This window comes from Alsobacter sp. R-9 (genome assembly GCF_054612375.1).
Map to the genome: position 1 here is coordinate 151,744 of NZ_JBTSWJ010000009.1, position 17,718 is coordinate 169,461.

The following is a 17,718-nucleotide window of genomic DNA, read 5'->3' on the forward strand; positions in this document are numbered from 1 at the left end:
GCGGACGCGCTGACGTCGCGCTGCCGGTCGGGGCGGAACGCTCGCCGGCAGAAGGCGTTGATCGAACCTCTCGGGGGCACCCCACGAGGAGTTCGAGCCATGATGAACAAGATCAATGGCCTGGCCGGCGTCGCCGCGCTGGCGCTGCTGGCCGGTCTGGCCGGTCCGCCGGCGTTTGCCCAGTCCCGCGACATGCACCGCCAGGACCGCTCGCGCCCGGACGACATGCGGTCGTCCGACAGCCGGCGCCGGATGCACGGCGATGAGGCCGGCCGCTTCGGCCAGGGGCAGCGCGTGACGACGCAGATGCTCTACGACGAGGTCGCCCGGACCGGCGAGTTCGTGCAGATCAAGGGCCTCGGCCGCGCCTGGAAGCCCGACGACGTCGACGACGACTGGAAGCCCTACACGCGCGGCCGCTGGATCTTCAACCAGCAGGTCGGCTGGTATTTCGAGTCCCATGAGCCGTGGGCCGAGGTGACCTACCATTACGGCCGCTGGTACGACGACCCCGACGAGGGCTGGGTCTGGATCGCCGACACCGAGTGGGCGCCGGCGTGGGTCGAGTGGCGCTACAGCCGCCAGCACGTGGGGTGGCGTCCGCTGCCGCCGCGGCAGGCCCCGCGCGTCGCCCGGCGTTCCGGCCGCGAGACGGTGGTGCGCGAGGAGTGGGTGTTCGTCCCGACGGAGCGCATCACGACCGAACGGATCAGCACGGTCATCGTCGAGGAGCCGCAGCAGATCACGACGATCTACCGCGAAACGCGACCGATGGGCCGGGTGGAGCGGCGGGGCTCGTACGCGGTGAACTTCGGCCTCGATCCCGACGTCGTCCGCCGCGAGTCGCGCGTGACCATCGAGTCCCGCAACCTCCCCCGCGTCGAGGCGGCGCCCGTGCCGCAGGCGGTGCAGGCCATCAGCACCGAGCAGCGCACGACGACGTCGACCACCACGGAAGGGGCGCGTCCCCCGGACCAGCAGCGGGACGCGACGCGTCCGTCCGGCGCGACCGACACCGACCGCACCACCACCGGCTCGACGCAGCAGACGCCGGACGCGCAGCAGCGGCTGCGGCGCGACCAGCAGAAGGACGCCACCCGCCCGGCCGGCGATGACGCCACGTCCAGCGGGATCACCGGGTCGACGACCGAGACGCGAGGGTCCGGCACGACACGGCAGTCCGAGGACCAGCAGCGCCTGCGCAGCGAGCAGCGCAGGGACGCGCCCCGTCCCGGCACGCCCGATGCGCGCTCGACGGACCGCACGCGGCCCGGCGAGACCGGCCCCTCGGGAGCCGCTCGCACGATGGACGGCAAGGACGGCGACGCCGCCACCACCGGCGCCACCCGCCAGCAGGGCGTGACGCAGGGTTCCGCCGACAAGGCGGATGACGACGCGAAGAAGCGGATGCGCAACGCGACGGGCAAGGAGGGCAACGCCGCGACGGCGCCCGATCCCCGCCGGCGGGGCGAACCCTACCCCACCGGCGCGGCGCAGCGCCAGCCGAACCCGGGCGCACCGGCGCAGGACACGCGTCGCAACGACGACGCGATGACGCCGTCGGCCCGGTCGGGCGCGCAGGACGACCAGCGGCGCCGCCAGGGGGTGTCCGGGCCGAGCGACCGGCCCGCGGCGGCGCGGTCTTCCTCCGGTGACGAGACGACAGGGTCCGTGGCCCGCCCGGGCGCCAAGGCCATGCCTCAGGCCCCGAATCCGGGCAAGGGCGACGCCGGCGCCGCGACCGGCGGGAAGGGCCCGGGCGAAGGCCGCAAGCTGCCGAAGCCGGGCGACGCCAGCGACTAAGGGTGGCTTTGCGCCCCCCGCAACGATGGAAGCCCGGCGGGATTTTGGTCCTGCCGGGCTTATCACGTTGAGGTTTCGTCAAATGATTCAACCTACGGTTCACTTAAGCGTGAGCATGGGGGCGACGCCGCCAGATGGGCGATCCCAGAGTCGGGACACCGTTCACCGCCGGCGGGACTGCGCGGCGGAATGCCGGAGACGTGCGCCTCCGCCGGTCGAGTTCCCCCCTCACCGTTCTCGGCGTCGTTCTGGGGATCGTGGCCGCCGTCACGCTCGCCTCGATCGTCGCGATCTTCCTCGTGCTCGAGAACGAGCAGAGCCGGGAAGCCGACGTCGTCATCAGCAACCGCCCGTGGTCGGCCTTCCAGCTCCACAGCGAAGCCAACCTGACCCTGCGGGCGCTCACCGACGCGCTGTCGAAGGATGTGATCGCCGCGGACGACCTCGACCGCGTCCGGCTGAGGGCCGACATCTTCATCAGCCGCTTCCCGGTCTATCTCGAGGCGCGGCGCAGCCAGGCGATGCCCTATGACGCCGAGCTCGACGGCGTCGTCGCCTCCCTGCAGAAGGACGCCGAGCGCGACGTCGCGCAGCTCGACGCCCTCGCGACCGGCGACCGGACGCGGGACGTCCTCCTCGTTCTCCGCGACAGCCTCGCCGGCATGGTGCCGAAGCTCGCCAACGTGCTCGGCCGCGTGCACCAGGCCGACATCCAGCGTCGCTGGGAGGAGCGCGAGGCCATCCACGAGCTGCACCGGATGCTGGCCACGGCGGTGGGCGGGCTCGCCCTCTCGATGCTCGGGCTGATGGTCTTGCTCATCCGGCAGATGCGGCGCGTCATCCGCACGCAGGCCCGCATGGAGGCCGTGGAGCGCGAGAACCTCGCGGCCTCGCTGGCGCTCGTCCAGCGGGACGAGCAGGCCGCGTCCCTGCGACGCGAGGCCGAGCTGGCGGAGACGGTGAACACCTTCAACGGCAAGGTGAACGACTCGGTGACGCGGCTCGCGGCGATGATCGAGGACATCACCGAGCGCTGCACGGCGATGACGAAAGCCGTCGAGCAGGCCCGCGGCGGCAGCGAGACGGCCTCGCAGGCATCCAGCCGGGCGGCCGAGCATGTCCTCTCGCTGGCGCGGACGGCCGACGCCATGTCGAGCGCCGCCCGCGACATGGCGACGAAGTCCGCCGAGACGAGCCTCACCGCCATCGACGCGACGGGGGAGGCCGACCGGACGGGCCAGGCCATCCACGAGCTCTCGAGCGCGGTCGCCCACATCGGCTCCATCACGCGGCTCATCGCGTCGATCGCCGGGCGGACGAACCTGCTGGCGCTCAACGCCACGATCGAGGCGGCGCGTGCGGGCGAAAGCGGCCGCGGCTTCGCGGTCGTCGCCGCCGAGGTCAAGTCGCTCGCCCTGCAGACCAGCGACGCCACCGCCGACATCACGCGCCAGATCCAGGCCATCCAGGATGCCGCCGCCTCGTGCATGCACGCGATGGACGGCATCCGCGCCCGCATCGCCTCGCTGGGCACCACGGGCGAGCAGATCGGCGCGATCATCGACACGCAGAGCCGCTCGGTGGAGCAGGTCGCCAGCATGATGCGCGACGTCACGCACGAGACCGTCGCCGTCTCGTCGACCTCGCGCAGCGTCGCGCAGGCCGCCGAGCACGCCAACGCCGCGGCCGGCGCCGTCCTGCACCTCATGGTGGAGGTGAACGAGGAAGGCCGGCGCATCCGGCGCGACATCGAGCAGTTCCGGCGCAGCCTCGCCGAGGCGCAGGGGTCGCGCGCGCAGGCTTCGTGAGCCCGCCGGACGGAAATCGGTCGCGCCGAAGGGCCTGTCACGTTCATTCGCCTTGAGATCGGGCGCGAGGCGGGTTAGGCACGCGCATCCCCACAGTCGCGGGGCGGCGGTTTCCCGCAGGGACGCCGCGCCTCCAGGCAGGAACGCTATATGGCCAAGGAAGAAACCATCGCTTTCGAGGGTCTCGTCACGGAGCTGCTGCCGGACGCGCGCTACCGCGTGCAGCTCGACAACGGTCACACGGTGATCGCGTACACGTCCGGCAAGATGAAGAAGAACCGCATCAAGACCCTCGCGGGCGACCGGGTGACGGTGGAGATGTCGCCCTACGACCTCGACAAGGCGCGCCTCGTGTTCCGCCACAAGGACGAGCGGGCCAGCACCGGCCCGGGCCCCGCGCGCCCGAACTTCCGTCGTCGCTGAGACGAGCCTGCCGCGCGCAGGGTTGCCCAGGGGATGCCCGTGCCTTGACGGTGGAATGCTTCGGCCGGGATGCCGATCCCGTGGAAAATTCATTCCTGACGTGATTTGATGCCCTGCGACGTCGGCGCCGGCCGACGGCGACGCCAGCGCGGGCAGGGCATGAGCGAACCGTCGACCCCACGCGACTTCGAGGGCCTGAAGGCTCTCCTGGCCGAACGCGAGCGCGCGCTGCCGCGGCGCCTGCAGCAGGTGGCCGAGTTCGCGATGGCCCATCCCGACGAGGTGGCCTTCGGCACCGCGGCCTCCATCGCCTCGCTGGCCGACGTGCAGCCCTCGACCCTCGTCCGCTTCGCGAAGGCGCTCGGCTATGCCGGCTTCAGCGACCTTCAGGGCGTGTTCCGGCACCGGCTGCGCGAGCGCTGGCCCGACTACGAGGAACGGCTGCGGACCCTCAACGACGTGTCGAACGCCGGGCGCGACCCGCTGCGCCTTCTGTTCGGCTTCGTCGAGAGCGCCGCGACCTCGCTGGAGCGGATGCGCCAGACCATCTCGGGTGAAGACCTCGAGCGCGCGGTCGATCTCCTGGCGCGGGCCGACACGATCTACCTGCTGGGGCAGCGCCGCGCCTTCCCCATCGCCGCCTATCTCGCCTATGCCCTGCCGAAGCTGAAGGTGCGCTCGCTGCTGGTCGACAATGTCGGCAGCCTGGGTCCAGAGCAGCTCGCCGACGCGGGGCCCGGCGACGCGATGGTGGCGGTGAGCTTCACGCCCTATACCCCCTTCACGATCGACCTGTCGAAGGCCGCGGCGGAGGCCGGGGTGCCGGTGATCGCCATCACCGACAGCGTGTTCTCGCCGCTGCGCCCGCATGCGGCGGTGTGGTTCGAGGTGGTGGAGAGCGATTTCGGATCGTTCCGCTCGCTCTCCGCGTGCCTCAGCCTCGCCATGGCACTCGCCGTCGCCGTGGGCGAGAAGCGCGCCGCCACGGCGGCACGCCCGGCGCGGGCCGGGCGGGAGACCGGCTAGACGGTCGGCCGGGCCTCAGCCGCGCCCGACATAGGGCATCTTCGTCGCCATCACGGTCATGCTGAGCACGTTGGCGTCGAGCGGCAGGCCGGCCATGTACACGACCGCGTCGGCGATGTGCTGGGCGTCGATCGTCGGCTCCGGCATCATCGTGCCGTTGGCCTGCGGGACGCCGCTCTTCATGCGCTCCGTCATGTCGGTGGCCGCGTTGCCGATGTCGATCTGGCCGACGGCGATGTCGTAGGCGCGGCCGTCGAGGGCCGCCGTCTTGGTGAGCCCCAGCACGCCATGCTTCGTCGCCGTGTAGGGCGAGGACATCGGCCGCGGCACGTAGGACGACACGGAGCCGTTGTTGATGATGCGCCCGCCGCGCGGCGTCTGCGCCTTCATCACGCGGAACGCGTTCTGGATGCACAGGAACGTGCCGGTGAGGTTGGCCTCCACGACCGTCTGCCACTGCTGGAAGGTCAGCTCCTCGATCGGGATCGCCGGGGCGCCGGTTCCGGCGTTGTTGAAGACCACGTCGAGGCGTCCGTACGTCTCGACGGTGCGGTCGAAGAGGGCGCGCACCGAGGCCGGGTCGCCGACATTGGTGGGAACGGCCAGCGCCGTCCCGGCGCCGTGCGCCGCCGTGATCATCGACGCCGTCTGCTCCAGCGGCTCGACGCGGCGGCCGGCGAGGGCGACGTTGTAGCCGGCCTTCGCGAGCGCCAGCGAGACGGTGCGTCCCACGCCCGACCCTGCCCCCGTGACGATCGCGATCCTGCGGCTCATGTGCATCTCCCGTTCCGGCCGCTTCTCCGGGCGGCGCATGCGGGCGACACAATGGCCACAGGCGTGGCGCGAGGCAACCCTCCGGCGGGAACCCGGCCATGCGTTGCCGGTTGATCGGGGCAGGAGGAGCCATGACCAGCCTTCGTCGTCCCGCCCGTGCCGCGCTCTTCGGCCTCGCCGCCCTCATCGCGGCCGCGGCCGCCGCCACGGCCGCAACGGCCCAGACGCCGGCCCGCCCGCCGGTGCTGCCGCAGGAGCCCGACCCCAGGAAGACCGTGCCGGAGAAGGTCGACCCGCCGCTGACGCGCGAGGACGACACGACCGGAACGCTGAGCGACAAGCTCAAGGACTCCAAGGGTGTCATCAAGCCGCCGCCGAACATGGACCCGGAGATCCGGGTGCCGGCGCCGGTGCCCAACCCGGGGACCACGCCGGTCATCCCGCCGCCGGGCACGCCCGGCGGGGCGGACGCACCGACGCCGAAATGAGGTGACGCCATGACCGCGGATGCCGATCCCCACGCCGTCGCCCACGCCGCCGGACGCGCCAACCGGCTGCCCATCGAGGAGACGGAGCGACTCGTCGCGGCGGACAGGGTCACGGGGGCCGCGGTGTTCGACCGCGACGGCCGGCGCGTCGGCTCCGTGCAGACCTTCATGGTCGACAAGGCGACGGGCAAGGTGGCGTACGCCGTGCTGTCGCTGGGCGGCCTCCTCGACGCGGAGGAGCGGTACCACCCGCTGCCGTGGCAGAGCCTGAGCTACGACCCCGACCGCGGGGGCTTCGTGCTGCCGGCGTCCCGGCAGGAACTGGAGGCAGGGCCCAGCTACCCGCCCGCCGAGCCGCCCTGGGGCGACGACACCTTCGGCCGCGGCGTCTACGACTACTACAAGGTGCCGTGGTACCTCTGAGATCGTTCGAATTTTCGGCGTTCTTGATTCAATGACGCGTCGAATGAAAGTCGAATAAGCGGGACTCCTCACACGCCGCGGCGACCATGCCTTCGTGTCGCCGCGGAGAGCCCCCGGGATGCGTGCAATTTGAGGCAATCCCGTCAGGCAATTGCGGGAGAGCGCGCCGTTCGATGGCCCCACCAAGGGGCCGATCATGCACGCATCTTCCCTCGCCGCTCTTCTTGCCGCCGCCTTCGCCGCCCTGATGCCGAGGGCCGTCGGGGAACCCGCGATGACCGCCGGGGTCGAGCCCCCGGGACGGCCCGCGATCGTCCTGGCGAACCTCGGCGATCGTTCCACCGGGCTGCCGCCGAGCTCCGCGCCCATGGCGCCGGGCGGCATCGCGCGGCCGATCACCGGCTGGCTCAAGTTCTGCAAGATCTACGTCGACGAGTGCCGGGTCGACCCGGCCGAGAGCGACACGATCCGCCTGACGCCGGCGGTCTGGGCGCTGATCAACGAGGTCAACACCTCGGTCAACACCGCGATCCGCCCGGTCACCGACGTCGACCACTGGAACGAGCTCGACCGCTGGGACCTTGCCGAGGACGGCCGCGGCGACTGCGAGGACTACCAGCTCCTCAAGCGCCGCAAGCTGGCGATGCTCGGCCTGCCGCGCCGCGCCATGGTGATGACGGTGGTGCTCGACGAGCGCAACGAGGGCCACGCCGTCCTGACGCTGCGCACGGACCGCGGCGACCTCATCCTCGACAACAAGCGCAACGACGTGCTGGCCTGGCACAAGACGGGCTATGTCTTCGTCAAGCGCGAAAGCCAGGCCGACTCGAGCTGGGTGAACCTGAACCACGTCAGTGGCGTCGGCACCACCGCGGCGCGCTGATATCGCCGCCACGGGGCTGCCCGTGGTAGGGAAGGGCGTGGCCGAACCGCTCGTCATCGCCCGCCTGTCCGCCGGAGAAACCCTCGCCCGCGACCTCGCGGCCTGGGGCGGGGCCGGCTTGCGCGTGAGCATCGTGCCGGAGCACGACGACACCGCGCTCCAGCGGGTCCTTCCGCAGGCTGACGCGCTGCTGCACGTGCTGAAGCCCGTCGACGCGGCGCTGTTCGCCGCCGCGCCCCGCCTGCGGCTGGTCCAGAAGATCGGCGTCGGCGTGAACACGATCGACCTCGATGCCGCCCGCCGGTACGGCGTCGCCGTCTGCAACATGCCGGGCGTCAACACGCCCGCGGTCGCCGAGATGACGTTGGGCCTCATGCTGGCCGTGCTGCGGCGCATCCCGGCGCTCGACGGGGCGGCCCGGACCCCCGGCGGCTGGTCGCCGGGACCCGGCGCGGAGGAGGGTTTCGGCGAGATCGCCGGCCGCACCGTGGGCCTCGTCGGCGCCGGCGCCGTGGCGCGGCGGCTGGCGGTCGCGCTGGGGGCGCTGGGGGCCGAGGTCGTCTGCTGGAGCCGCACGGAACGGCCCGACATGCCGGCCCGCTTCGTGCCGTGGCCGACGCTGCTGGGGACGTCCGACATCGTGTCGCTGCACGTGCCTCTCGTGGAGGCGACGAGCGGGCTCATGAACCGGCAGGCCTTCGCGGCGATGAAGCCGGGCGCCATCCTCGTGAACACCGCCCGTGGCGGCCTCGTCGACGAGACGGCCTTGATCGACGCGCTGACTTCGGGCCGCCTCGCGGGCGCGGGCCTCGACGTGCTGGGCGAGGAGCCTCCCCCTGCGGACCATCGGTTGCTGGCCCGGCAAGACGTGGTGCTGGCCCCGCACATGGCGTGGCTGACGCCGGAGACGTGGCGGCGGGCACTGGCGGTGGCGCTGGACAACGTCTGCCGCCTGCGCGACGGCCTGCCCCTGCTCAATCGGGTGGCCTAGCCCGCTCACGGCTCGGTCGCGATCGACGCAAAAGGGCGCCCGAAGGCGCCCTTTCGTCGTCTTGTGCGGCCGAAGCTCCAAGCGGGCCGGCCGGGTTTTCGTGATGGCCGTCAGAAGTCCATCCCGCCGCCCATGCCGCCGCCGGCCGGCATCGGGGCGTCCTTCTTCGGCTTCTCGGCGATCAGGGCCTCGGTCGTGATCAGCAGGCCGGCCACGGACGAGGCGTCCTGGATGGCGGTGCGCACGACCTTGGCCGGGTCGATGATGCCGAGCTTGAAGAGGTCGCCGTACTGGCCGGACTGGGCGTCGTAGCCGAACGCGTAGTCGGCCTTCTCGACGATCTTGCCGATGACGACGGAGCCGTCCTCGCCGGCGTTGTCGACGATCTGGCGGGCCGGGGCGGAGATGGCCTTGCGGACGATCTCGATGCCGGTCTTCTGGTCGTCGTTGGAGAAGGGCAGGCCCTCCAGTGCCTTCAGCGCGCGCAGCAGCGCGACGCCGCCGCCCGGCAGGATGCCTTCCTCGACCGCGGCGCGGGTGGCGTTGAGCGCGTCGTCGACGCGGTCCTTCTTCTCCTTCACCTCGACCTCGGTCGCGCCGCCGACGCGGATCACCGCGACGCCGCCCGCGAGCTTGGCGAGGCGCTCCTGCAGCTTCTCGCGGTCGTAGTCCGAGGTGGTCTCCTCGACCTGCGCCTTGATCTGCTGGACGCGGCCCTCGATGTCCTTCTTCTTGCCGGCGCCGTCGACGATCGTCGTGTTCTCCTTCTCGATCCGGACCTTCTTTGCCCGGCCGAGCATGTTGAGCGTGACGTTCTCGAGCTTGATGCCGAGGTCCTCGGCGATCATCTGGCCGCCGGTCAGGATGGCGATGTCCTCGAGCATGGCCTTGCGGCGGTCGCCGAAGCCCGGCGCCTTCACCGCCGCGACCTTGAGGCCGCCGCGCAGCTTGTTGACGACGAGCGTGGCCAGGGCCTCGCCCTCGACGTCCTCGGCGATGATCAGCAGGGGCTTGCCCGTCTGCACCACCGCCTCGAGCACGGGCAGCATGGCCTGCAGGCCGGAGAGCTTCTTCTCGTGGATCAGGATGTAGGGATCATCCAGTTCCACCAGCATCTTCTCGCTGTTGGTGATGAAGTAGGGCGAGAGGTAGCCCCGGTCGAACTGCATGCCCTCGACGACGTCGAGCTCGGTCTCGAGGCTCTTGGCCTCCTCGACCGTGATGACGCCCTCGTTGCCGACCTTCTTCATCGCCTCGGCGATCATGCGCCCGATGGAGGCGTCGCCGTTGGCGGAGATGGTGCCGACCTGGGCGATCTCGTCGTTCGAGGTGACCTTGCGGGCGTTCTTTCCGAGGTGCTTCACCACGGCCTCGACGGCGACGTCGACGCCGCGCTTCAGGTCCATCGGGTTCATGCCGGCGGCCACCGCCTTGGCGCCCTCCTTCACGATCGCCTGGGCGAGGACGGTCGCCGTCGTGGTGCCGTCGCCGGCGGCGTCGTTCTGCTTCGACGCGACCTCGCGCACCATCTGGGCGCCCATGTTCTCGAACTTGTCGGCGAGCTCGATCTCCTTGGCGACGGTGACGCCGTCCTTGGTGATCCGGGGCGCGCCGAACGACTTCTCGATGACGACGTTGCGGCCCTTGGGGCCCAGCGTGACCTTCACCGCGTTGGCGAGGACGTCGACGCCGCGCAGCATCTTCTCGCGAGCGTCCTGGGAAAACTTCACTTCCTTGGCAGCCATGGATTCATCACTCCCTGAGACGTGATGGCAGGATGGACGGCCGTTGCGGCCCGTCCGGGGTTACGCGGCCTTCTTGCGGGCGACGGTCTCCTCGAGAATGCCGAGGATGTCGCTCTCCTTCATAATCAGCAGGTCCTCCCCGTCGATCTTCACCTCGGTGCCGGACCACTTGCCGAAGAGCACGCGGTCGCCGGGCTTCACGTCGAGCGCGACGAGCTTGCCGCTCTCGTCGCGGGAGCCGGGGCCGACGGCGATGACCTCGCCCTGCTGCGGCTTCTCCCGGGCTGTGTCGGGGATGATGATCCCGCCCGCGGTCCTCTCGTCGGCATCGATGCGACGGACGACGACGCGGTCGTGAAGTGGCCGAAACTTCATGAGTTCCTCCAGATCCATCTTCGATGATGTTTCGTTGCGGACCGGCCGGCCCCGCTCCGAGAGCCGGTGCCTGAGCCGTCCGGCAAACGAGTTAGGAAGCGTCCGGCCGGGCTTCAAGACCCCCCGTCGCGCGTCCGTCGCGGTGCGTGGAAGAGACTGGAAAGGCCCGCGAAAACGCGAAAGGCCGGGCGCTGGGCCCGGCCTTTCCGAACGGCGGCGATGACGCCGGGATCAGTCCTTGGCGCGCTCCACGTAGGAGCCGTCGGCGGTCATGATGACGACGCGGGTGCCGGCCGAGATGTGCGGCGGCACCATGGTGCGGGCGCCGTTCGACAGGATCGCGGGCTTGTAGGAGGAGGAGGCGGTCTGGCCCTTCACGGTGGGCTCCGTCTCGGTGATCTCGAGCGTCACGCGGGCAGGCAGCTCGATGGCCACCGGCACGCCCTCGTGCATGCTGACGACACAGGTCATGTTCTCCTGCAGCCAGACCGACTGGTCGCCCAGCACGTCCTCGGGGACGGTGATCTGGTCGAAGGTCTCGGCATTCATGAAATGCCAGCCCTCGCCGTCCTGGTAGAGGAAGTTGTAGTCGCGGTCCTCGACGAAGGCGCGCTCGACCTGCTCCGTCGTGCGGTAGCGCTCCGACACCTTCACGCCGTCGGACAGGCGGCGCATGTCGAGCTGCGTGACGGGGGTGCCCTTGCCGGGGTGGATGTTCTCGGCGCTGAGAACGACGTAGAGCTTGCCGTCCTGTTCGACGATATTGCCCTTGCGGAGCGAGCTGGCGATGACCTTCACGGATCTGTCTCTCTGGATCGATTGTTCGCCGCAGGCGATTGCAGGCCACGGCCGCGCTGTCAAGCGCGGCGGCGCCGGGCGCCCCGCCGGGACGCCCCGTCCGTGAGCGCCCGCGGCCCCGCGCCCTCGCCGTGGTGGAGCCGCGACGTCCACGCGGACCGGCGCCCGTTCCTCGCCGCCCGGCGGGCCGTCGCATCCTCGATCCGTCGCTGGTTCGAGGGAGAGGGCTTCGAGGAGGTGGAAACGGCGGTCCTGCAGGTCTCGCCGGGGAACGAGGCCCACCTCCACGCCTTTGCCACACAGGCGACCGCTCCCGACGGATCCGTCCGGCCCCTTTACCTGCACACCTCTCCGGAATTCGCCTGCAAGAAGCTGCTCGCGGCCGGGGAGGAGCGGATCTTCACCTTCGCCCGCACCTTCCGGAACCGGGAGCGCGGGCCGCTGCACCACCCCGAGTTCACGATGCTGGAGTGGTACCGGGCGCGCCAGCCCTGGACCGTCCTCATGGACGACTGCGCGGCGCTGCTGCGCCGGGCGGCCGAGGCGACGGGCCGGGCGGCCCTCGTCTGGCGCGAGGGCACCTGCGACGCTCTCGCCGAACCGGAGCGTCTGTCGGTGGCCGAGGCGTTCGACCGGTTCGCCGGCATCGACCTGCTGGCGACCGTCGACGGGCATGCCACCGACCGGGACGGACTGGCGGCGGCCGCAAGGGAAGCAGGGATCCGGGTGGCCGGAGACGACACCTGGGCGGACGTGTTCAGCCGGGTGCTGGTGGAGCGGATCGAGCCGCGCCTCGGCTTCGGCCGCGCCACCGTGCTCCACGGCTATCCGGTGAGCGAGGCGGCGCTCGCGCGCGCAGACGCGGCCGATCCACGCGTGGCGGAGCGGTTCGAGCTCTATGCCTGCGGCGTCGAGCTCGCCAACGGCTTCGGCGAGCTGGCAGACCCTGCCGAGCAGCGGCGGCGCTTCGTCGCCGAGATGGACGAGAAGGAGCGCGTGTACGGCGAGCGCTACCCGATCGACGACGACTTCCTCGCCGCCCTGGCTCACATGCCGCCCGCCAGCGGCATCGCGCTGGGCTTCGACCGGCTGGTGATGCTGGCGACCGGCGCCCGGCGGATCGAGCAGGTGATGTGGACGCCGGTGGCCGAGATGTGAGAGAGAGCGGCATGACCTCCGCCTCCGTGCCCCTGCGCGACCCGACCACCCGCACGCTCCGCAGCGTGGGCGACCTCGTCGAGGCCGGCCTGGTGGGGGAAGATGCCGCTGGCGCGCTCGAGGCCGTGGCGGCACGCTACGCCGTCGCCGTCACCCCCGAGGTGCGGGCGCTGATCGACCCGTCGGACCCGGACGACCCCATCGCCCGGCAATACGTGCCTGACCCGCGCGAGCTCGACACGCGGCCGGAGGAGCGGGCGGACCCGATCGGCGACGACGCGCACAGCCCGGTCGAGGGCATCGTCCACCGCTACCCGGACCGGGCGCTGCTGAAGCTCGTCAGCGTCTGCGCGGTCTACTGCCGGTTCTGCTTCCGGCGCGAGACGGTGGGGCCGCAGGGCTCCGGCATGCTCTCGCACGGCCAGCTCTCCGCGGCGCTCGACTATGTCGGCGCCCATCCGGAGCTGTGGGAGCTCATCGTGACGGGCGGCGACCCGCTCGCCCTGTCGCCGCGGCGCCTCGCCGACCTGACGGAGGCCGTCTCGGCCATCCCGCATGTCCGGGTGATGCGCTGGCACACGCGCCTGCCGGTGGCGGCGCCGTCGCGGGTGACGGCGGACCTCGTCGCGGCGATGCGCGGCTTTCGCGGCACGACCTACGTCGCCGTGCACGCCAACCATCCGCGCGAGCTCACCGCCGAGGCGCGGGCCGCCTGCGCCCGCCTCGCCGACGCCGGCATCGCGCTCGTCAGCCAGACCGTGCTCCTCAAGGGCGTCAACGACGATGTCGACACGCTGGCGGCGCTGATGCGCGGCTTCGTCGAGGCCCGCGTGAAGCCCTACTACCTGCACCAGGGCGACCTCGCGCCCGGCACGGCGCACCTGCGCACGACGCTGGAGGAGGGGCGCGCCCTCGTCGCCGCCCTGCGCGGCCGGGTCTCCGGGCTCTGCCAGCCCCACTACGTGCTCGACATCCCCGGCGGCCACGGCAAGGCGCCGATCGCGCCGGACGCGCTGGACCCTGCCGACGGTTCGGTCACCGACTGGCGCGGACAGCGCCACGCCTACCCGCCTGCCGGGGAAAACTGAGGACACGGGTCCTTTACCAAGTCGAGAGATCGCCGGCCGACGGAGGCCGCGCTGAAACGACCCGGCAACGCGCGTCGTTGGATCGTCGGACGCGTCAGGGCCAGAAGGCCCTCCGGGGATCGACCATGTTCGCACGTCTCGCCGCCGCGCTCGGCCTTCTGTTCATCGCCCTCCTCCCGACCGCCGCCTCGGCCAAGGTGGAGATCAAGATCGACCTCGCCTACCAGACGATGCGGGTCGAGACGGACAAGGGCGAAGTCTTCATCTGGCCGATCTCGAGCGGGCGAAAGGGCTACGGCACGCCGCGCGGGACCTACGAGCCCTACCGGCTGGCGCGCATGCACTATTCGCGGAAGTACAACAACGCGCCGATGCCGCACTCGATCTTCTTCCACGGCGGCTACGCCATCCACGCGACCACCGAGGAATCCCGGCTCGGCCGGCCGGCGTCCCACGGCTGCATCCGCCTGTCGCGGGCCCACGCCGCCAAGCTCTTCGAGCTGGTGAAGGCGGACGGCGCGGTCATCGCCATCAACGGCAACCCGCCGACCGGCACCATGCTGGCCTCCGCGTCGGCGCCGAAGCCGGCCAAGGTCGCCAAGGCCCGCACGGCGAAGCCTGCGGCCGTGGCCGCCCGCCAGGCGCCCGCTCCCGCCGCGCTGGGCTACGCGCCGATGCCGAAGTCGATGGAGCCGCTCCAGACCTGGGCGAAGAACCCGGCCGCGTGGTCGCAGCGCTGACCGCGGCCGGCCCCTTCGCGGGACGGTGCCAAGCGGGCCGTCCTGCGCTATGATTCCGTCGGCGCGGACGACGACCGGGGCCGACGGTGCGGAGCTGGATCAGTGACGACGAGGACGAGCACGACCGTCGCATGACGGTGAACCTGCTCGTCATGATCGTGTGCCTGCTTCTCCTGGGGGCGGGGCTCTTCATCGTCGAGGCGCTGCACCGTGCCGGAAAGGTGCAGACCTGTTTCGAGGCGGGACGCCGCACCTGCGTCGCCCAGGGAATCCGCTGACCCCGCCGGCGATCGACGGCTCGACGCAGCGGCCGGGTTGTGGCACGCTTCGTGCGTCGCGGGCCCCCGTGCCCATCCTGCGATCCGCCATGACCGCGTCGACCGACAAGCCCATCCTCGTCGTCCTCCACCAGGAGCACTCCACCCCGGGCCGCGTGGGCCGCCTGCTCGTCGAGCGCGGCTACCGCCTCGAGGTGAAGCGGCCGCCGCTCGGCTGCGTCCTGCCGGACACCCCCGACCACTATGCCGGCGTCGTCGTCTTCGGCGGGCCGATGAGCGCCAACGACGAGCACGACTGGGTGCGGCGCCAGACCGACTGGATCGGCTGCGTCCTCAAGGCCGGGACGCCCTTCCTCGGACTGTGCCTCGGCGCCCAGATGCTGGCCCGCCACCTCGGCGCGCGGGTCGCGCCGCATCCGGACGGCCACGCCGAGATCGGGTACTACCCCATCCGCCCGACGTCGGCCGGCGAGCAGCTGGCCGACACGATCGGCGTGCGCTGGCCGACCAGCGTCTACCAGTGGCACCGCGAGGGCTTCGAGACGCCGCGCGGCGCCACGGCGCTGGCCGAGGGCGACATCTTCCCCAACCAGGCCTTCCGCTACGGGGACCGCGCCTACGCGCTGCAGTTCCACCCGGAGGTGACCTACGCGATGATGTGCCGCTGGACGACCCGGGCCCACGAGCGGATGGCGATGCCCGGTGCGCGCAGCCGGCCCGAGCATCTCGAGGGCTGGTACATCCACGACCCGGCCGTGCGCCGGTTTCTCGACGCGTTCCTCGACCACTGGCTGTCGCCGGTGGCCGCAACGACGGTTGCCGATCCGTCGTCCGCACCGGCGGAACGCCGGCTGGAGGCGGTCGGCTAGGGCCACGCGTCCCGAAGAGGAGGGGGCTGCGATGAGGGGCAAGGCATTCCTGCGCATGACGCTCACCGCCGCCGGCCTTGCCGCGGCGGTCCCGGCACTCGCCGATTCCATCGACGGCAACTGGTGCAACGCCGCCGGCACCCGGCAGATGCAAATCTCCGGCACGACCATCGTCACGCCGGGCGGCAAGAAGATCGAGGGCCGCTACGCGCGCCACTCGTTCACCTACACCGCGCCCGACGGCGACCCTGCCGCCGGGGCGATGATGCAGCTGCAGCTCCTGAACGAGAACCTGATCCGTTCATCCGGCGGCGACCTGCCGGTCGACAGCTGGCACCGCTGCGAGCAGACGAGCTGACCCCTGCGTCCCCGCGGCGGGTGCTTCCGAATCAGCGCGCGAGGCCGACCCGGCCCAGCAGGCGGGCGATGACGAGCGCGCCGAGCGCCCATGCGCCGTTGATCACCAGCCCCGTGACGAGGCGGGCGAGCCCGAGGTCGCCCACGGGCCGGCCCTTGAGCGGCCCGACGACGAACCATCCGACGAGCGTCGTCGCCAGGCCGAGCAGGAGCGTCGGGACGAGCCAGCCCACCACGCCGCGCCCGGCGCGGTCGGCGACGGCGAGGAGGACGACGCCCCAGACACCGCCCCAGAAGGCGAGCGACAGGACCTGCGGCACGCCGAAGGGGGGCACGGGCTGCATGGACCAGCCGCCGCCCGCAGCGAGGAAGCCCAGCGCGCCGCCGGCGGCGATCACGGCCTGGTGCACGGTGAGCACCGCGAGAAAGCCCGCCGCGAAGCCGAGCACCACCGTTCCGATGCGCATGCGGAGCCTCCAGCGTGAGCTTGGCGGGACAGAAGCAGCGGGGCAGGGATCGCGCAAGGCGTGATCCGCGTTTCTCCCTACGGTTTCGCCCGATCTACAAGAGGCCGCAAGCCTCACGGAGACTGGAGGGCATTAACCGGATAAGGCCACGCACATGACGAATGACAATTGCGTCGTGCCTGGGGAGATCCGCCGGACGCGGGTCGCCCTCAACGTCCTGACGCTCGCCATCTACCTGCTCGCAGCCGTGCAGGCGGTGCGGGTCCAGCCGTCGGAAGCGGGGTCGCACCGGGGGACGGATCGAAGCGTCAGCTTTGCCGCACGCTGAGGCCTTCCCCAACACGGTCGCGGTGCTATGGTTGCTGCACTGCGACAGGGGAGGTCGATCATGAAGTCCGTATTCGTTCCGATCGACGATCCGGAGGTCTCGCGCCCGATCTTCGATGCGGGAATTCTCTTCGCCAAGGCGCATGGCGCCTATATCGAGGGCGCGGCGACCCTCCCGGTGCTCGACAACTACATCGTCGGCGAGATGGTGCCGTTGTGGCCGCCGCAGCAGCGCAGCATGGGCGACATCGCCCGAGACGCGCATGATTCGTTCATCGCCGCCGTCGGCCGGGCCGGCATTCCCGTGCACACGGGGCTCAACGACGGCGCGTCGCACGGCTGGCACGAGGCGCCGCTGCTCGGCGACGGCGCCGTCGCGGCGCGCGGGCGCATCTTCGACATCACGGTCGTGGGCCGGCCGTCGTCCAGCGCGGCGGGGCCGCGGCTGTCGCTGCTGGAGACGATCGTCTTCGAGAGCGGGCGGCCGCTGCTGATCGCCCCACCCGACTTCTCCGGCACGACCATCGGCGAGACCGTCGTCATCGCCTGGAACCAGAGCACCGAGACGGCGCGCTGCATCGGCCTCGGCATGGGGCTCCTGCGACAGGCCAAGACGGTGCACGTGCTGAGCGTCGAGGGCGGCTCGGTTCCCGGCCCGAGCGGGGCGGACTTGACGCGGATGCTGCGCCTCGACGGCGTCAAGGCCGAGGAGGTGACGGTCGCGCCGAAGGGCAAGACGACCGGCGAGGTCATTCTCAGCCACTGCGAGGCGGCCGGCGCGGACCTGCTCATCAAGGGCGCCTACACGCAGAGCCGCCTGCGCCAGATGATCTTCGGCGGGGCGACCAGCCACGTGCTCGCCCACGCCCGGCTGCCGGTGTTCATGGCGCACTGAGG

At 71.4% G+C, this 17,718-nt stretch carries 21 protein-coding genes; 16 read left to right on the top strand and 5 right to left on the bottom strand.

The features are described 5' to 3' along the window. The first annotated feature begins 99 nt into the window (after positions 1-99). The 4 genes from ACX9GQ_RS15775 to ACX9GQ_RS15790 all read left to right on the top strand — a co-directional run bounded on the left by ACX9GQ_RS15775 (position 100) and on the right by ACX9GQ_RS15790 (position 5,060). A complete protein-coding gene (locus ACX9GQ_RS15775; RefSeq protein ID WP_459630515.1) occupies positions 100-1,803 on the top strand; it encodes a DUF6600 domain-containing protein in 1,704 nt (567 codons plus the stop codon). Between the two features lie 134 nt (positions 1,804-1,937). After that, the gene (locus ACX9GQ_RS15780) at positions 1,938-3,611 is read left to right on the top strand and encodes a methyl-accepting chemotaxis protein (protein ID WP_459630516.1); all 1,674 of its coding nucleotides are present in this window, start codon (positions 1,938-1,940) and stop codon (positions 3,609-3,611) included. Between the two features lie 150 nt (positions 3,612-3,761). Beyond that, positions 3,762-4,034, top strand: coding sequence for a translation initiation factor IF-1 (infA, locus tag ACX9GQ_RS15785; protein WP_459630517.1), 273 nt, complete (start codon positions 3,762-3,764; stop codon positions 4,032-4,034). Between the two features lie 159 nt (positions 4,035-4,193). Next, complete coding sequence (locus ACX9GQ_RS15790; protein ID WP_459630518.1) at positions 4,194-5,060, top strand: MurR/RpiR family transcriptional regulator; 867 nt, start codon at positions 4,194-4,196, stop codon at positions 5,058-5,060. 15 nt (positions 5,061-5,075) lie between these two features. Here ACX9GQ_RS15790 and ACX9GQ_RS15795 read toward each other — a convergent pair whose 3' ends face one another. Next, a complete protein-coding gene (locus tag ACX9GQ_RS15795; protein ID WP_459630519.1) occupies positions 5,076-5,840 on the bottom strand; it encodes an SDR family oxidoreductase in 765 nt (254 codons plus the stop codon). Positions 5,841-5,965: 125 nt separating this feature from the next. On the opposite strand from ACX9GQ_RS15795, the gene ACX9GQ_RS15800 reads away from it, so the two are divergent. From ACX9GQ_RS15800 to ACX9GQ_RS15815, 4 genes are all read left to right on the top strand, one after another. Further along, positions 5,966-6,322 carry a hypothetical protein gene (locus ACX9GQ_RS15800; RefSeq protein ID WP_459630520.1) on the top strand — a complete coding sequence of 119 codons (357 nt, stop codon included), beginning with the start codon at positions 5,966-5,968 and terminating at the stop codon, positions 6,320-6,322. A gap of 9 nt (positions 6,323-6,331) precedes the next feature. Further along, positions 6,332-6,745, top strand: coding sequence for a PRC-barrel domain-containing protein (locus ACX9GQ_RS15805; RefSeq protein WP_459630521.1), 414 nt, complete (start codon positions 6,332-6,334; stop codon positions 6,743-6,745). 196 nt (positions 6,746-6,941) lie between these two features. Beyond that, the gene (locus ACX9GQ_RS15810) at positions 6,942-7,628 is read left to right on the top strand and encodes a transglutaminase-like cysteine peptidase (protein ID WP_459630522.1); all 687 of its coding nucleotides are present in this window, start codon (positions 6,942-6,944) and stop codon (positions 7,626-7,628) included. A gap of 37 nt (positions 7,629-7,665) precedes the next feature. Then, the gene (locus ACX9GQ_RS15815; RefSeq protein WP_459630523.1) at positions 7,666-8,619 is read left to right on the top strand and encodes a 2-hydroxyacid dehydrogenase; all 954 of its coding nucleotides are present in this window, start codon (positions 7,666-7,668) and stop codon (positions 8,617-8,619) included. 110 nt (positions 8,620-8,729) lie between these two features. On the opposite strand, the gene groL is transcribed toward ACX9GQ_RS15815, so the two are convergent. From groL to efp, 3 genes are all read right to left on the bottom strand, one after another. Continuing rightward, complete coding sequence (gene groL, locus ACX9GQ_RS15820; RefSeq protein ID WP_459630524.1) at positions 8,730-10,364, bottom strand: chaperonin GroEL; 1,635 nt, start codon at positions 10,362-10,364, stop codon at positions 8,730-8,732. Positions 10,365-10,424: 60 nt separating this feature from the next. Then, positions 10,425-10,739 carry a co-chaperone GroES gene (groES, locus tag ACX9GQ_RS15825; protein WP_459630525.1) on the bottom strand — a complete coding sequence of 105 codons (315 nt, stop codon included), beginning with the start codon at positions 10,737-10,739 and terminating at the stop codon, positions 10,425-10,427. A gap of 231 nt (positions 10,740-10,970) precedes the next feature. Continuing rightward, positions 10,971-11,537, bottom strand: coding sequence for an elongation factor P (gene efp / locus ACX9GQ_RS15830; RefSeq protein ID WP_459630526.1), 567 nt, complete (start codon positions 11,535-11,537; stop codon positions 10,971-10,973). Positions 11,538-11,639: 102 nt separating this feature from the next. Here efp and epmA point away from each other — a divergent pair, with 102 nt between their 5' ends. The 6 genes from epmA (at position 11,640) to ACX9GQ_RS15860 (ending at position 16,028) form a co-directional block, all read left to right on the top strand. Continuing rightward, on the top strand, positions 11,640-12,695 hold the full coding sequence (epmA, locus tag ACX9GQ_RS15835) for an EF-P lysine aminoacylase EpmA (protein ID WP_459630527.1): 1,056 nt from the start codon (positions 11,640-11,642) through the stop codon (positions 12,693-12,695). 11 nt (positions 12,696-12,706) lie between these two features. Then, complete coding sequence (locus ACX9GQ_RS15840; protein ID WP_459630528.1) at positions 12,707-13,783, top strand: lysine-2,3-aminomutase-like protein; 1,077 nt, start codon at positions 12,707-12,709, stop codon at positions 13,781-13,783. Positions 13,784-13,908: 125 nt separating this feature from the next. Further along, positions 13,909-14,523, top strand: a complete 615-nt coding sequence (locus ACX9GQ_RS15845; RefSeq protein ID WP_459630529.1) for a L,D-transpeptidase — start codon at positions 13,909-13,911, stop codon at positions 14,521-14,523. Between the two features lie 86 nt (positions 14,524-14,609). Further along, the gene (locus ACX9GQ_RS15850; RefSeq protein WP_459630530.1) at positions 14,610-14,801 is read left to right on the top strand and encodes a hypothetical protein; all 192 of its coding nucleotides are present in this window, start codon (positions 14,610-14,612) and stop codon (positions 14,799-14,801) included. An 89-nt stretch (positions 14,802-14,890) separates the two neighbouring features. Continuing rightward, positions 14,891-15,670 (top strand): glutamine amidotransferase, encoded by a 780-nt coding sequence (locus tag ACX9GQ_RS15855; protein ID WP_459630531.1) that lies wholly within the window; start codon positions 14,891-14,893, stop codon positions 15,668-15,670. A gap of 31 nt (positions 15,671-15,701) precedes the next feature. Further along, positions 15,702-16,028 (top strand): hypothetical protein, encoded by a 327-nt coding sequence (locus tag ACX9GQ_RS15860; RefSeq protein ID WP_459630532.1) that lies wholly within the window; start codon positions 15,702-15,704, stop codon positions 16,026-16,028. A gap of 31 nt (positions 16,029-16,059) precedes the next feature. Here the strand turns inward: ACX9GQ_RS15860 and ACX9GQ_RS15865 are convergent, their stop codons facing one another. After that, positions 16,060-16,494 carry a hypothetical protein gene (locus tag ACX9GQ_RS15865; RefSeq protein WP_459630533.1) on the bottom strand — a complete coding sequence of 145 codons (435 nt, stop codon included), beginning with the start codon at positions 16,492-16,494 and terminating at the stop codon, positions 16,060-16,062. Between the two features lie 154 nt (positions 16,495-16,648). Between ACX9GQ_RS15865 and ACX9GQ_RS15870 the strand changes: the two genes are divergently transcribed. Further along, positions 16,649-16,822, top strand: a complete 174-nt coding sequence (locus ACX9GQ_RS15870) for a hypothetical protein (protein ID WP_459630534.1) — start codon at positions 16,649-16,651, stop codon at positions 16,820-16,822. 60 nt (positions 16,823-16,882) lie between these two features. After that, a complete protein-coding gene (locus tag ACX9GQ_RS15875; RefSeq protein ID WP_459630535.1) occupies positions 16,883-17,716 on the top strand; it encodes a universal stress protein in 834 nt (277 codons plus the stop codon). Positions 17,717-17,718 lie beyond the last annotated feature (2 nt).

What these genes read in the sequence shown, in the direction of transcription:
- ACX9GQ_RS15775 (WP_459630515.1), top strand. Translation starts at nt 100, where the DNA reads ATGATGAACAAGATCAATGGCCTGGCCGGCGTCGCCGCGCTGGCGCTG.
- ACX9GQ_RS15780 (WP_459630516.1), top strand. Translation starts at nt 1,938, where the DNA reads ATGGGCGATCCCAGAGTCGGGACACCGTTCACCGCCGGCGGGACTGCG.
- infA (WP_459630517.1), top strand. Translation starts at nt 3,762, where the DNA reads ATGGCCAAGGAAGAAACCATCGCTTTCGAGGGTCTCGTCACGGAGCTG.
- ACX9GQ_RS15790 (WP_459630518.1), top strand. Translation starts at nt 4,194, where the DNA reads ATGAGCGAACCGTCGACCCCACGCGACTTCGAGGGCCTGAAGGCTCTC.
- ACX9GQ_RS15795 (WP_459630519.1), bottom strand. Translation starts at nt 5,840, where the DNA reads ATGCACATGAGCCGCAGGATCGCGATCGTCACGGGGGCAGGGTCGGGC.
- ACX9GQ_RS15800 (WP_459630520.1), top strand. Translation starts at nt 5,966, where the DNA reads ATGACCAGCCTTCGTCGTCCCGCCCGTGCCGCGCTCTTCGGCCTCGCC.
- ACX9GQ_RS15805 (WP_459630521.1), top strand. Translation starts at nt 6,332, where the DNA reads ATGACCGCGGATGCCGATCCCCACGCCGTCGCCCACGCCGCCGGACGC.
- ACX9GQ_RS15810 (WP_459630522.1), top strand. Translation starts at nt 6,942, where the DNA reads ATGCACGCATCTTCCCTCGCCGCTCTTCTTGCCGCCGCCTTCGCCGCC.
- groL (WP_459630524.1), bottom strand. Translation starts at nt 10,364, where the DNA reads ATGGCTGCCAAGGAAGTGAAGTTTTCCCAGGACGCTCGCGAGAAGATG.
- groES (WP_459630525.1), bottom strand. Translation starts at nt 10,739, where the DNA reads ATGAAGTTTCGGCCACTTCACGACCGCGTCGTCGTCCGTCGCATCGAT.
- ACX9GQ_RS15840 (WP_459630528.1), top strand. Translation starts at nt 12,707, where the DNA reads ATGACCTCCGCCTCCGTGCCCCTGCGCGACCCGACCACCCGCACGCTC.
- ACX9GQ_RS15845 (WP_459630529.1), top strand. Translation starts at nt 13,909, where the DNA reads ATGTTCGCACGTCTCGCCGCCGCGCTCGGCCTTCTGTTCATCGCCCTC.
- ACX9GQ_RS15855 (WP_459630531.1), top strand. Translation starts at nt 14,891, where the DNA reads ATGACCGCGTCGACCGACAAGCCCATCCTCGTCGTCCTCCACCAGGAG.
- ACX9GQ_RS15860 (WP_459630532.1), top strand. Translation starts at nt 15,702, where the DNA reads ATGAGGGGCAAGGCATTCCTGCGCATGACGCTCACCGCCGCCGGCCTT.
- ACX9GQ_RS15865 (WP_459630533.1), bottom strand. Translation starts at nt 16,494, where the DNA reads ATGCGCATCGGAACGGTGGTGCTCGGCTTCGCGGCGGGCTTTCTCGCG.
- ACX9GQ_RS15870 (WP_459630534.1), top strand. Translation starts at nt 16,649, where the DNA reads ATGACGAATGACAATTGCGTCGTGCCTGGGGAGATCCGCCGGACGCGG.
- ACX9GQ_RS15875 (WP_459630535.1), top strand. Translation starts at nt 16,883, where the DNA reads ATGAAGTCCGTATTCGTTCCGATCGACGATCCGGAGGTCTCGCGCCCG.